The following is a 12,282-nucleotide window of genomic DNA, read 5'->3' as shown; positions in this document are numbered from 1 at the left end:
GATCCAGGACTCACCGGCGACCAGGACGCGCAGCGGGGCGGACCCGTTCGTCGAGGTGCTCACAGGATCCGGTCCCCCACGTGCGCGGGCAGCGTCCGGGTCTCGGGCATGGCGATCACGTTGATCTCGCGCATGTCCCAGCCGATCATCTTGTCCGGCACGAGCTCGTAGTAGCTACGGCCCGCGACCTCGCCGAACTCGAGGTACTTCTCGGCGTAGGGGTGCCCGACATGGAAGTACTTGTCGAACACCAGCTGGGCGAGGGTCTCGACGAGGGACTCGTCGGCCACCTTCTGCATCGACCCGGTGATCCGGACGCCGCTGACGGTGGCGTACTCCTCCCCCTGGTCGACCAGGGCCGAGAGGGGACGTCCGGCGACGAAGTTCGCGGCGTGCCGGGAGGCGGCGTCGATCGGGATGTAGACCTTCTTGTCGTGCACGACCAGCCACAGCGGGGACAGGTAGATCGACCCGTCCTCGTTGGCCGTCGCCACCCGGATGGTCTTCGCCCGCGCCAGGTACGCCCAGCGCTTGTCGCCCCGCAGCGGCTGCCAGGTGCTCGCGGTCACGGCCATGATCAGCTCCCTTCCGTGACGCGGAGCGCCTTGAGCTCGCGGCTGTAGTCCGGTGCGTCGGCGACGCCGACCTTCGGGGACGGACCGGAGGTCCAGAAGAACTTGAAGGGCACCCCGGTGCACTCGAGCGTGTACTTGTAGCCGGCGGGCAGGTAGATGTGCTCGCCCTCGGCGGCCTCGAGGACGATCGTGCGCCCCGCGGCGTCCTCCACCTTGAGGTGGATCCTGCCTTCGAGGACGTAGTGCGTCTCGTCGAAGTCCGCCTGGTCCCAGTGGTACGGCAGGTGGTCCGGCTCGCCGTAGCAGTACCCGTGCCGGAAGTAGCGGGCGTCGTCCCGCTCCTGCGACAGGAAGATGTTGGTCTTGATGCCGGTGTTGAACTGCAGCGTCGGCATCTTGTCGATCTCGTCGGGCACGATCACCCGAGGGAAGCGACGCGCATTGCGCGCCGCCGGGTCGTACTCGGTCACGGTCGTCTCCCCTTCCAGTGGTGGTGTAAACGGTTCCACTGACAGCCCTAGTGAACGGGAACTGCCAGCAGGAGGTGGGGTGGATTCGTTTCTAGCTTTCCCGAGACCGATCGACCGGTCAAGACCTTCGATCGCGAGCTTCCCTCGACGTCGAGGTGCCGACGCCTGGTGGACCTCGGGGGTTTTGCCGTAGCGGGTGACGAGGGCAACCCTGCCAGGTCGCGGCGGCGATGTAAACGTATATGGCCGAACTTCTTCCAAGCCCTTACATGATCGACCTTGTGGCCATCTGACCTGGCTTGACGCCTGCGGAACGAAGCTCCTAGCCTCACTCGAAAGGTTTATGTCAAAGAAGGAGCACGGGCATGCAGAGCCCCGCCACGGCCCTCGGGCCGCTCAAGGTCCTCGACTTCTCACGCGTGCTGGCCGGGCCCTTCGCCACCATGCTGCTCGCCGACCTGGGCGCCACGGTGACCAAGGTCGAGCGGCCCGGGACGGGCGACGACACCAGGGTCTGGGGGCCGCCCTACGACGACGCCGGCGAGGCGACCTACTTCCAGTCGGTCAACCGCAACAAGACCAGCATCGCGCTCGACCTCTCCGATCCCGGCGACCTGGCGATCGCCCGGGCCGAGGCGCTGTCGGCGGACGTGGTGGTGGAGAACTTCCGCCCCGGCGTGATGGACCGGCTCGGCCTCGGGCCGGCCGACCTGTGTGCGGCCAACCCCGGGCTCGTGTACTGCTCGATCACCGGGTTCGGCTCGGGCGGCGGGGCCGCGCTGCCCGGGTACGACCTCCTCATCCAGGCGGTCGGCGGACTGATGAGCATCACCGGCGATCCGGCGGGTGAACCGCAGAAGGTCGGCGTGGCCCTCGTCGACGTCCTCGCCGGCCTCTTCGCGAGCGTCGGAATCCTCGCCGCCCTGCGCCACCGCGAGACCAGCGGCACCGGCCAACGGATCGAGGTCGACCTGCTCTCCAGCCTGCTCGCCGCCCTCGCCAACCAGGGCGCCGCCTTCACCGCGGGGGGCGTCGTCCCGGCCCGCCTCGGGAACAGGCATCCGAGCATCGCGCCCTACGAGCTCCTGCCCTGCGCGGACCGCGAGCTCGCGCTTGCCGTCGGCAACGACCGCCAGTTCGCGGCCCTCTGCGCCGTGCTCGGACAGCCCACACTGGCGGACGAGCCCGCCTACGCCACGAACCCGGAGCGGGTGCGCAACCGGGACCGGCTCCGCACCGTCCTCGAGGAGCTCCTGGCGAAGCGTCCCGCGGCCGACTGGGCCGCGGACCTGAGCGCCGCCGGGGTCCCGGCGGGGGTGGTCAACGACGTCGCCGGGGCCTTCGCGCTGGCGACGCAGCTCGGGCTGGACCCGGTCGTCGAGGTTCCCCGGGCCGACGGGACGCCGGTCAGGCTCACCCGGAACCCGATCACCCTCTCGGCGACCCCCGCCCGCTACGAGACGGCACCGCCCCGGCTACCGGAGCGGGAGCAGCGGTAGCCGGGGCGGAGGTCGGACGGCCCGCGGGTGCAGCGCACTCGTGGGCCGGCCGATCCGGGGGCGGCGTGACGCGGTCGCCCGGCCACGCCACCCCCGGTCGGGATCAGCTGCCGAAGCCGAAGATGGTCTTGATCTCCAGGAACTCCTTCAGCCCGAAGTCCGCGTACTCGCGCCCGTTGCCGGACTGCTTGTAACCGCCGAAGGCGCCGGCGAAGTCCAGCCCGTTGCCGTTGACGTGCACCATCCCGGTCCGCAGGCGCCGCGCGACCGAACGGGCCCGCTCGACGTCGGCCGAGGAGACGAAGCCGGACAGGCCGTAGACGGTGTCGTTCGCAAGGCGGACGGCCTCGTCGTCGTCGGAGTAGGCGGTCAGCGTGATGACCGGCCCGAAGATCTCCTCCTTCCAGATCTCCATCTCGTTCGTGACGCCGGTGAGGATGGTCGGGCGGACGAAGTACCCGCTGTCGAGGCCCTCCGGCCGGCCGAGGCCGCCGGCGACGAGCGTGGCGCCCTGGTCGAGTGCGCTCTGGATCAGACGCTGCACCTTGTCGTAGGCGGCCTGCGAGATCAGCGGGCCGATCGCCACGCCCTCGTCCTCGGGGTGGCCCACCACGATCGCCTCGGCCGCCTTCTTCGCGATCTCCTCGGCCTCGGAGAGCCGGGACTGCGGCACGAGCCAGCGGGAGCCGGCGTTGCAGGACTGACCGGAGTTGGCGCAGACGTCTCCCATGTCCCGCGGGATGGCGGTGGCCAGGTCCACGTCGTCGAGCAGGACGTTGGCGGACTTGCCGCCGAGCTCCTGCGCGACCCGCTTGACGGTCGGGGCCGCACTCCTGGCGACCTCGACGCCGGCCCGGGTCGACCCGGTGAACGACACCATGTCGACGTCGGGGTGCGAGGTCAGCGCCGTGCCGACGCCTGCGCCGTCGCCGTGCACCAGGTTGAAGACGCCCGCCGGGACACCGGCCTCGTGCAGCACCTCCGCGATGATCACGGCATTGAGCGGCGCCAGCTCCGAGGGCTTGAGCACGACGGTGCAGCCGGCGGCCAGCGCGGGCGCGATCTTGGCCGCGATGAGGAGCGGAGGCCAGTTCCACGGGGTGATCAGGCCGCAGACGCCGATCGCCTCGTACCGGATCCGCGTGGTGCCGCGGTCCTCGTCGAACTGGAAGTTCTTCAGCGCGTCCAGGGCCGAGGCGAACTGCCCCAGGCCCGCGCCGACCTGCGCGCTGTTCGCGAGCGCGGCCGGGGCGCCGAGCTCGGCCATGAGCGTGCGGGCGAGGTCCTCACCGCGGGTCTGGTAGACCTCGATGATCCGCTCGAGCAACGCGATCCGCTCCGCCACCGAGGTGGTGGAGAAGGTCTCGAAGGCGGCGCGCGCCGCCTTCACCGCACGGTCGACGTCCTCCGCGCCGCCGAGCGCGACCGTCGCGATCGGCTTCTCGGTCGACGGGTCGAGGACATCCATGGTCCCCGACGTCGTGGGCTCCACCCACTCGCCGTTGATGTAGAAACGATCTGCGTCGCGCATCATTTTCTCCTCGATCAGGCGCTTCCACGTCGACTGTCACCGCCCACACAAGCAAGCAGTGGTTCAGCGAGAGGGGCGGGGTGACGTGCAGTGATTCGCAACAGCCCGTGGCGGGGACATGCTTCGGCGCAATCGCCGCACTGCGAACTAGAAACGATTCTAGGATCGTAGCGGCAGGCGGATCATCGGTCAAGTCGGGTTCGGGTGCCCGACCGGGTGTCGACGAGTTCGTGTCGCCTGTCCTCGAACGGCAGCGGGCCCGCCTACCCTCTCCGCTGCAGCGCCTCCACCATTCCGTGCAGGTGGGCCACCGCGAGCTCGATGTCGTAGTACTTGCGCTGCCCCGCGCGGGACTCGGCGGCCAGCAGGCCGCAGCGGTGGACCTTCTCGAAGTCGCCGTACGGGAACTTGTAGCGGCCCTTCCGCTCCGGATCCTCGTCGTCGTCGATCCCGAGGTGCCACTTGGCGTACTCGCCGATGCCGTGCCGGTCGATGAAGTCGTTCTCCTGCTGCGCCGACGGCCGGTGCTCGCTCCACGCGTCCCGGTCGTCGCCGACGTACTCGCCCGCCATGATCAGTTCGCGCGCGTGGTCGAACGCCCTCTCGTTCCGTTTCACCGTCATGGTTCCTCCGTCTCCTGTGGGACCGTCCGGAGGTGGCCGAGGAACCAGTCCCGCGCCAGGGCGGCCACCTGCTCCAGCGCCCCGCGCTCCTCGAACAGGTGCGTCGCGTCCGGAACGATCGTCAGCCGGGTCTCCCCGCCCAGCTGCTGCATGGCCTTCCGGTTGAGCTCGACGACGACGGGGTCGCGTTCTCCGACGATCAACAACGTGGGCTGATGCACCTCGGGGAGGTGTGCGCCCGCGAGGTCGGGTCGGCCGCCGCGGGAGACCACGGCCTGCACGACGGCCGGCCGGTTCGCGGCGGCGATCAGCGCGGCCGCGGCGCCGGTGCTCGCCCCGAACAGGCCGACCCCCAGACCCGCGGTGGGGTCGCTGTGGGCCGCCCAGTCGGTCAGCGCCGTGACCCGCCCGCCGAGCAGGTCGATGTCGAACCGCAACGCCGCAGTTCGCAGGTCGACCCGCTCCTCGTCCCGCGTGAGCAGGTCGGCCAGCACGGTGATCAGGCCGGCGCGGTTGAGCTCGTCGGCGACGTACCGGTTCCGTGAGCTGTGCCGCCCGCTGCCGCTGCCGTGGGCGAACAGCACCGTGCCGCGCGGGGACTCCCGCGGCACGCCGAGGTCGGCCTCCAACACCACGCCGGCGGCGGGGATCTGCAGGCTCCGGTGGAGGGCGCCCGGGGCGTTCACGCTGTCGCCGTCGCCGGATCGGTCAGACCGCGAACGGGTAGGTCTCCGGGACCTCGCCCGTCTCCCAGAGGCCCGTCCGCTCGAGGGGTTCGAGGGCGCGGGTGTCGTCGATGTGGATCACGGCGTCGAACTGGTCCGCCACCCGGGCCTGGAAGTAGTGGCTCTGCCGCTCGGTGTCCGGCCGGTAGATGACGCCGATCGCGCGTTCCAGGTGGGCCGCGCGAAGCCGCTCGGCCACCCGCCCGCCCCGGACGAAGGGGAGCATGAACTCCTTCTGGCCGACCTGGTGGAACAACTCTTCGACGCTGCCGGGCAAGGCCGGCCGGACCCACTTGCGCTGCGCCTCCCCGCCCCAGTCGTCGGCGGCGGTGACGGTCCCGGTGTAGGTGGTGAAGCCGAGGTTGCGGCAGCGGTCGGGGTGGCGTTCGCGCACGAGCTGCCCCACGTTCAGCTCGCCCCGGGCCCCCATCTCGGTCGCGCGGGCGTCGCCGAGGTGGGAGTTGTGCTCCCACACGACGATCTTGGCCGGCTCACCGAGCTGCCCGCTCAGATGGGCCTGCACCGCGTCGAGGGTGTCGACCATGTGCCGGTCCCGCAGGTTCCACGACAGGGCGCGGCCGTTGAACATCGACCGGTAGTACTCCGCGGAGTTGCGGACGACCAGGGCGTTCTGTTCGGCGTAGAAGACCTCGTCCTCGGCCAGCAACCCGTCGCGCCGGGCGTACTCCGGGGCCATCCGCTGCAGTTCGGTCAGCTGCTCGACGACCTCCTGCTCGCACGTCTCGCCGGCGCCCATCGCGGCGGCGAGGCCGTAGGTCTGGCCGTCGTCCGTGCCGTAGTGGTCGAAGCAGGAGTAGCGCTCGCGGGCCCGCCGGCCGGCCGCCGGATCGACGCGGTCGAGGTAGGTGATGACCTCGTCGATGGAGCTGTGGAGGCTGTAGAGGTCGAGCCCGTAGAAGCCGGCCTTGCGCCGTTCGTCGCCGACGCGGTCGTTGCGCTCCCGCAGCCAGCCGACGAACTCGAGGACGGCGGCGTTGCGCCACATCCAGGTGGGGAAGCGCTGGAAGCCGCGCAGCGCCTCCTCGGCGTCGGCGTCGTCACCGCGGCCACGGACGTAGCGGTTCACCCGGTAGGCGTCCGGCCAGTCGGCCTCCGCCGCGACGGCGCAGAACCCCTTCTCCTCGATGAGCCGGCGCGTCATGGCGGCGCGCGCGGCGTAGAAGTCGGCGGTGCCGTGCGACGCCTCGCCGATCAGCACGAACTCCGCGTCGCCGACGAGGTCGAACAGCGCCTCGTCGGACGGCACGCCGGACTCCGTCGGGATCGCGGCCGAGCGGATGACGTCGGTGTCGCTGAGGGTCCGGTCGTCCGTGCGTGCGGGAACCGAGGTCGCCGCGGCGCGCAGCAGGTCACGGACCTCCTCGTCGGTGGTCTGGCCGAAGTCCCAGTACGACGCCCCGACCGCGAGGAAGGGCGACGGGGTGGTCGCGCAGACGACCTCGTCGACGACCGCCTCGAGCTCCTGGCAGGTCGACTTCGGCGCCGCCGGCACCGCCACGACGATCCGCGCAGGCTGGTAGTCGCGCAGCGCGGTGATCGCCGCATGCATGCTCGCGCCCGTCGCGAGGCCGTCGTCGACGAGGATGACCGTCTTGCCGGTGAGGTCCGGCATCGGCCGCCCCTCCCGGTAGGCCTGCTCCCGGCGCAGGAGCTCGCGCCCCTCCTCCTCGGCCACCCGCTGGATCACGTCAGGGGTGATGCCCAGCCCGCGCACCACGTCGTCGTTGACCACGACCACGCCGCCACTGGCGATCGCGCCCATCGCCAGCTCCTCGCGGCCGGGCACGCCCAGCTTGCGCACCACGAAGACGTCCAGCGGCGCCTCCAGGGCCCGCGCCACCTCGTAGGCCACCGGTACCCCGCCCCGGGGCAGCCCCAGGACCACCACGTCCGGCCGGCCCCGGTAGTGGTCGAGCAGGCGGGCCAGGGTACGTCCGGCGTCCTGGCGGTCACGGAAGACTCGATCCGACATCGCTCCTCCTGAGGCTTGTCGCGACGTCCGGGAGCAGGCGATCGCGGTCCGCCGGGCCCGGACCTCCCTCCCCGGCTCGTCCGCCCTGTCTCGGCGGCACCCGCGACTGTGCCCGAACGAGGACCGGGCGGTCGTCGGCCCCCCGGTGCCAGATCCCTCCGCCCGGTCGTCCTCGCGGAGCAGGTGCCGTGCGGCACGGGAAGCGCCGGCCGCTCGAGCGGGCGGTGGACCCTAGGCAGGCCGGTCGACCCGTTCCACGCGGGCCCGCAACCGCCCCTCCGGCGCCGTCCACGTGATCTCGTCCCCCGGCTGCGCCCCGAGCAACGCCCGCCCGAGGGGACTCTCGGGCGTGACGACCGGGACGTCCTCGTCGGGGAAGCGGGTGACCTGCACGGACTCGGAGGAGCCGTCGGGAAACCGGAGCTTCACCGTGCTGTAGAGCCCGACCCGCTCGGACGTGTCCTCGCCGGGCCGGCCCGCCTCCCAGAGGTAGTGCGCGACGTCGCGGATGCGGCGGTCTATCCAGTCGATCTCGTCGCGGCGCTCGGTGGTCTCGCCCCGCTCGCCGAAGTCGTGCGGAGGGTGGTCGTCGGCCACGAGGCTCTCCTCCAGCTCGCGCCGACGGGTCCGCAACAGCCCCAGCTCCTCCAGCAGAGCGTGGCGCTCGTCGTGCGCGGCCGCCGTCATGCCCCACGGTCGCACACGGCTCCGGCCGCGGCGTCCGGCCCGGGAGGACGGACTTGCCCCCCACCCTTGGCCCCAGCGGGCGGAGGACGCGAGCCTCGGTGATCGATCACCGGAGAGGCGCCGCCGGTGGGCACGACCGCACGGTCCCCGGGCGGACGCAGACCACGGTCCCCGGGCGGACGCAGACCGCCGCGCCTGCCGTGGCCCCGGCCACGAGCCTCGTCGGCCTGCCCACCGGGGTCGTGGCGTCGTACTCCTGGTTGCTGCGCTCGCCGTACGGCTGCGCAGCAGGGCCCGGAGGTGACCCCCGAACCGAGGCGGCCGCGCCTCCGGTGCGGGCACGGCACCTGTGCCTGACCGACGCGGTCAGGCGGGGGTGGTCTCCGGTTCGCGCAGCCGCGGGTCCGGGTGCTCGCCCTCGGTCTGCAGCCGGTACTCGCGGCCGAAGCGGGCGCGGTGCTCGTCGATGACCTGCTCGCTGGGCGGCTGTTCGCCGCGGTGGATCTGCTGCTGCATGCGTTCGAAGCGTTCGTGCGACTCGCGGACGTAGCCGGCGCCGAGGGTGGTCAGGTCGATCTGGGTGTCGAGCAACTGGCGCAGGTAGGCCTTGTTCGGTTCGAACACCATCGTCTCCGGGATCTCCGGGGGCAGGATCTCCTCCGGGTCACGCCGGTCGTGGCGGCGCATCTGCTCGGCGGCCAGGCGCAGGTGCTCGATCTCCATGGCCAGGTGCAGTTCCCAGATCGCCTTGATCCGGCGTTCGGGTTCCTGCTGCATGAACGAGTAGTAGAGGTAGCACTCGTTGTACTCGTGCAGGACCAGCCTCTCCCACCAGGTCTCGTCGGGGTCCATCAACGACTCGTAGTGGGTGACGTGCTCCTCCTCGATGAGGGCGATCTCCTGGTAGAGCTGGCGGGCGATGGGCTCCATGTAGAGCGGGCCGACGTTCATGTACAGGTTCATCACCTGCTGCTCGGCCGCGACGAGGGTCAGGGTGTGCAGCTTGGAGCGCGGGTCGGCGGTGGCCTTGTCGTAGGGATCGCGCACGTTGTCGACGGGGTGGCGGTGCTCCCACGCGGTGGGGCGTCCGGGCATGACCTCGGTCAGCCCGTCGACGAGCTTCTCCGCCTGGCGGTGCTCGATCATCTCGTAGAGGTTGGCGTAGCGGTAGAGGTGGTCGAAGTCCTCCAGCACCGCGAACTCGTAGGACTGCTTGAGGTACGGGTCGGGCTCGTGCCGGGCCAGCCAGGCGGTGAGGTCGACGGCCTGCTGCTCGTAGGAGATCGTCGTCTCCAGCACCGACGCGGTGCCCGGCAGCAGCCAGTTGACCACCTTCTGCTGCTGCTGCTCGATGTAGCGGGTGTGCGCCAGGTGCTCCCGGACCGCGCGGTCGGTGCAGAACCGGCTGAAGTGGTGGCCGAAGAAGACGCTCTCCACCTCGATCGCGTTCATCGTGATGATCCGGCACTTGGTGTAGGGGTGGGTGGCGTCCGGATCGACCGGGGCGACGCCCAGCTCACGCCAGTCCCGGATCTGGTCGTCGAGGGGGATGCCCTTCTCAGCGAGCGGGTTGAAGCTCATTTCGCCGTCCTCGTGCTCGGATTCGGATCAGGGGGCGTCGGCGTTCGCCCGGCGCATGGCGTCGCGGACCCTGTCCACGACCGCGGCGACGGGTCCGGCGACGAGGTTCTCGGTCGGCGTGTTGATGCCGGGATGGGGGTGCGTGGGTGCCACCGCCTCGGCGGCCTTCAGCGCGGTCGCCAGCCGGGTCCGCGTCGCCGCGTCCGTGCTCTCGCGGAGCTTGACGAACTCGTAGCGCTCCTCGGCCCGGGCATGGGTGAGCACGGCCAGGCGCAGGTCGTCGAGCAGGGGCAGGAAGTCGGGGGCGCCGGGATCGAGCGACTCCAGCCGGCTGAGCATCTCCTTGGCCGACGCCTCCTCGGTCAGGCGGTCGTCGACCACGCCGGAACCGCCGGGCACCGCGCTCCGCGCGAGAGGGTGGACGATCATCTCCTCGGCCGTCTCGTGCACCGCGAGCATCCGTACGAGCCGGGAGAACGCGTCCTGCCGGTCCTCCGCGCCGCTCGCGCGCACCTCGTCGAACAGGTTGTGGATCACCCCGTGTTGCTGCATCAGCACCTCGACGACGTCGTCGTCCGGTGCAGCCGGTTCTCGCTGCTGCATGCTGCGGCTCCTCCCCGTCGGGACTGCCCGGACGGATGCCCGACCCAGTAGATCCGCGGGCCAGGGACTGGACCTGGTCCGGTCGTGCGGCCTTGCTTCGCTCCGGGGCCGAGCACTGCGCCCGCGCCTGACGCGTGACCGAGGACAGGTCCGTCTCGACCACCGGCGGTAGCGCATGCTGTCGGCGGTCGGCAACGACTGGAGGGCGTCCTGTCAGCGGAGGCGTCGGGACGATCAAGGCACTACCTCGGAGCGCCGGCCCGTGCTGCGTGGAGCACGCCTCCCAGTCTCACGCGAGACGACGAGCGGGTGCCTGGGCCCGGCGGGCCGGTTGCGCCGGTGGCGCGTTGAGCCGCGAGGCCCAAGACGTCGTACCCGTCGGGCCAGGCCGCCCCGCCACGTCCTCGCCGGAGACCTCGGGGGCCGCGCCTGCGAATTCGGGCCTGCACGTGCACGCCCGACTGTTGTCACGACGGCGAGAGGGCAGCGACGGCCACCTCCTCAACTCGGCGACGCTCCGCGGCGCCGAGCCCGGTGCCGGGCGACGTTCACGCGGTTCCCGCACAGGTCCGGCATGCAGTACCGCCGGCGACCTGATCGGCTGGCGTCCACGAACGCCCCCTCGCAGTCCGGCGCGGCACAGGCCCGGAACCGCTCCACCCCGAGTGTGCGCAGGACACCGAGGAGGCCGACCCCGGCGATCCCGGCCAGCTCGTCGGCGAGATCGCCCGTGGCCTCGTAGGTCCACCTCCACCGTTCCTCACCCGTGAGGGTCAGCGAGGCACGGGCCCGGGCGGTGAGCGCCGACGCCAGCCGGATCGCCTCCCCCTCCTCGGCTCCGTCGACGATCGTGCGGAGCTCGCTGCGCAGCTGTCGGACCGCCTCGAGCTGGGCCGGGTCGAGAACGCGTCCCTCCGACGAAAGGGCGAGGCCGGCCAGCAGGGCGTCCAGATCCTCGGGCCCCGCGAGCTTCTCCACCCCGTGCCACACCCGCGGTGCGGTGCCGATCAAGGCCGTCACGAGCTCGGCGCCGACCATGTAATCGTCAAATCGAACTTGCACACCTTACTCATCTCGTGCGAGGGTAATGGCCTTGAGATCCTCGAGCACCTTACGGGAGGATGGCATGACTGTTCCCGTTGCTCACGCCGACCACGACTGGGAGCTGGGCCGTCGTGTCCGGGTCGCAGGGGGCGAGGTCGCCTACGACGTGCTCGGCGAGGGGCCCGCCGTCGTGCTCACCCATGGCACGCCCTCGTGGTCCTACCTGTGGCGGAACCTGGCGACCGAACTCGCCGTGACCCACACCGTGTACGTCTGGGACCTGCTCGGCTACGGCGACTCGACCCTCGACCCGGGGGTGACTCCGTCGATCGCCCTGCATGCGGCGACGCTCGCCGAGCTCGCCGAGTACTGGAGCCGCCGGCGGCCGGTGCTCGTCGGACACGACATCGGGGCCGGCACCGTACTGCGAGCTCATCTCCTGCACGGGGTCCCGACGCGAGGGCTGGCCCTGCTGGACGCGGCGGTGCTGACGCCGTGGGTGACCCCCGTGGCGGTGCACATGCAGACCCACCTCGACGCGTACCGCACCATGCCCGTTCACGTTTTCGGCGAGGTGATCGCTGCGCACCTGCGGACCGCGACCCACCAGCCGCTCGCTCCCGCCGCCGAGCAGGCCTATCTGTGCCGGTTCGCGGCGGAGGCGGGCCGGCAGCGCTACCTCGACCAGGTCGCCGGCTTCTGCGAAGAGGACACCCGGGACGTCGCCGCCGCGCTCGGGGAGATCTCCGTGCCGACCCTCGTGGCCTGGGGCGAGCATGACGCCTGGCTCCCCGTCGAGACGGCCGATGAGCTCAGCGAGGCGATCCCCCGCTCCCACCGGGTGGTGATCCCCGACGCCGGGCACTTCCTCACCGAGGACGCCCCGGTCGCCACCGTTGCGGCCCTGCAGACGTTCCTCGAACGCCTCCTGTGAACGCACCGCCTGGAACG

Annotated in this window: 12 protein-coding genes; 2 read left to right on the top strand and 10 right to left on the bottom strand. The window is 71.3% G+C overall.

Features of this window, described 5'->3' with window-relative positions:
• Positions 1–59 precede the first annotated feature (59 nt).
• Positions 60–575, bottom strand: coding sequence for a pyridoxamine 5'-phosphate oxidase family protein (locus tag JWP64_RS15470; RefSeq protein ID WP_297497059.1), 516 nt, complete (start codon positions 573–575; stop codon positions 60–62).
• Between the two features lie 2 nt (positions 576–577).
• Complete coding sequence (locus JWP64_RS15465) at positions 578–1,045, bottom strand: hypothetical protein (RefSeq protein WP_297497056.1); 468 nt, start codon at positions 1,043–1,045, stop codon at positions 578–580.
• 365 nt (positions 1,046–1,410) lie between these two features.
• Between JWP64_RS15465 and JWP64_RS15460 the strand changes: the two genes are divergently transcribed.
• Positions 1,411–2,544, top strand: coding sequence for a CoA transferase (locus tag JWP64_RS15460; protein WP_297497053.1), 1,134 nt, complete (start codon positions 1,411–1,413; stop codon positions 2,542–2,544).
• A 103-nt stretch (positions 2,545–2,647) separates the two neighbouring features.
• On the opposite strand, the gene JWP64_RS15455 is transcribed toward JWP64_RS15460, so the two are convergent.
• The 8 genes from JWP64_RS15455 to JWP64_RS15420 form a co-directional block, all read right to left on the bottom strand.
• Entirely contained in the window at positions 2,648–4,075 is a 1,428-nt protein-coding gene (locus JWP64_RS15455) for an aldehyde dehydrogenase family protein (protein ID WP_297497050.1), read from the bottom strand.
• 263 nt (positions 4,076–4,338) lie between these two features.
• Complete coding sequence (locus JWP64_RS15450; RefSeq protein ID WP_297497047.1) at positions 4,339–4,698, bottom strand: hypothetical protein; 360 nt, start codon at positions 4,696–4,698, stop codon at positions 4,339–4,341.
• The gene (locus tag JWP64_RS15445; protein WP_297497044.1) at positions 4,695–5,384 is read right to left on the bottom strand and encodes an alpha/beta family hydrolase; all 690 of its coding nucleotides are present in this window, start codon (positions 5,382–5,384) and stop codon (positions 4,695–4,697) included. The genes JWP64_RS15450 and JWP64_RS15445 overlap by 4 nt, the downstream gene beginning before the upstream one ends.
• Positions 5,385–5,406: 22 nt before the next feature.
• The gene (locus JWP64_RS15440; protein ID WP_297497040.1) at positions 5,407–7,416 is read right to left on the bottom strand and encodes an erythromycin esterase family protein; all 2,010 of its coding nucleotides are present in this window, start codon (positions 7,414–7,416) and stop codon (positions 5,407–5,409) included.
• A gap of 231 nt (positions 7,417–7,647) precedes the next feature.
• A complete protein-coding gene (locus JWP64_RS15435; protein WP_297497037.1) occupies positions 7,648–8,103 on the bottom strand; it encodes a GreA/GreB family elongation factor in 456 nt (151 codons plus the stop codon).
• 366 nt (positions 8,104–8,469) lie between these two features.
• On the bottom strand, positions 8,470–9,684 hold the full coding sequence (locus JWP64_RS15430) for a hypothetical protein (RefSeq protein WP_297497035.1): 1,215 nt from the start codon (positions 9,682–9,684) through the stop codon (positions 8,470–8,472).
• 27 nt (positions 9,685–9,711) lie between these two features.
• Positions 9,712–10,287 (bottom strand): hemerythrin domain-containing protein, encoded by a 576-nt coding sequence (locus tag JWP64_RS15425; RefSeq protein ID WP_297497032.1) that lies wholly within the window; start codon positions 10,285–10,287, stop codon positions 9,712–9,714.
• A gap of 501 nt (positions 10,288–10,788) precedes the next feature.
• Positions 10,789–11,325 (bottom strand): CGNR zinc finger domain-containing protein, encoded by a 537-nt coding sequence (locus JWP64_RS15420; RefSeq protein WP_297497028.1) that lies wholly within the window; start codon positions 11,323–11,325, stop codon positions 10,789–10,791.
• Positions 11,326–11,413: 88 nt separating this feature from the next.
• On the opposite strand from JWP64_RS15420, the gene JWP64_RS15415 reads away from it, so the two are divergent.
• The gene (locus JWP64_RS15415; protein WP_297497025.1) at positions 11,414–12,265 is read left to right on the top strand and encodes an alpha/beta hydrolase; all 852 of its coding nucleotides are present in this window, start codon (positions 11,414–11,416) and stop codon (positions 12,263–12,265) included.
• Positions 12,266–12,282 lie beyond the last annotated feature (17 nt).

The organism is Pseudonocardia sp. (assembly GCF_025465255.1).
Lineage (GTDB): Bacteria > Actinomycetota > Actinomycetes > Mycobacteriales > Pseudonocardiaceae > Pseudonocardia.
The sequence above is the reverse complement of the archived record's forward strand: the minus strand, read 5'-3'. Positions and strand labels throughout refer to the sequence as shown.

Coding starts and splice junctions, on each gene's coding strand:
- JWP64_RS15430 (WP_297497035.1), bottom strand. CDS start 9,684: ATGAGCTTCAACCCGCTCGCTGAGAAGGGCATCCCCCTCGACGACCAG.
- JWP64_RS15420 (WP_297497028.1), bottom strand. CDS start 11,325: ATGGTCGGCGCCGAGCTCGTGACGGCCTTGATCGGCACCGCACCGCGG.
- JWP64_RS15455 (WP_297497050.1), bottom strand. CDS start 4,075: ATGCGCGACGCAGATCGTTTCTACATCAACGGCGAGTGGGTGGAGCCC.
- JWP64_RS15425 (WP_297497032.1), bottom strand. CDS start 10,287: ATGCAGCAGCGAGAACCGGCTGCACCGGACGACGACGTCGTCGAGGTG.
- JWP64_RS15440 (WP_297497040.1), bottom strand. CDS start 7,416: ATGTCGGATCGAGTCTTCCGTGACCGCCAGGACGCCGGACGTACCCTG.
- JWP64_RS15415 (WP_297497025.1), top strand. CDS start 11,414: ATGACTGTTCCCGTTGCTCACGCCGACCACGACTGGGAGCTGGGCCGT.
- JWP64_RS15435 (WP_297497037.1), bottom strand. CDS start 8,103: ATGACGGCGGCCGCGCACGACGAGCGCCACGCTCTGCTGGAGGAGCTG.
- JWP64_RS15460 (WP_297497053.1), top strand. CDS start 1,411: ATGCAGAGCCCCGCCACGGCCCTCGGGCCGCTCAAGGTCCTCGACTTC.
- JWP64_RS15450 (WP_297497047.1), bottom strand. CDS start 4,698: ATGACGGTGAAACGGAACGAGAGGGCGTTCGACCACGCGCGCGAACTG.
- JWP64_RS15470 (WP_297497059.1), bottom strand. CDS start 575: ATGGCCGTGACCGCGAGCACCTGGCAGCCGCTGCGGGGCGACAAGCGC.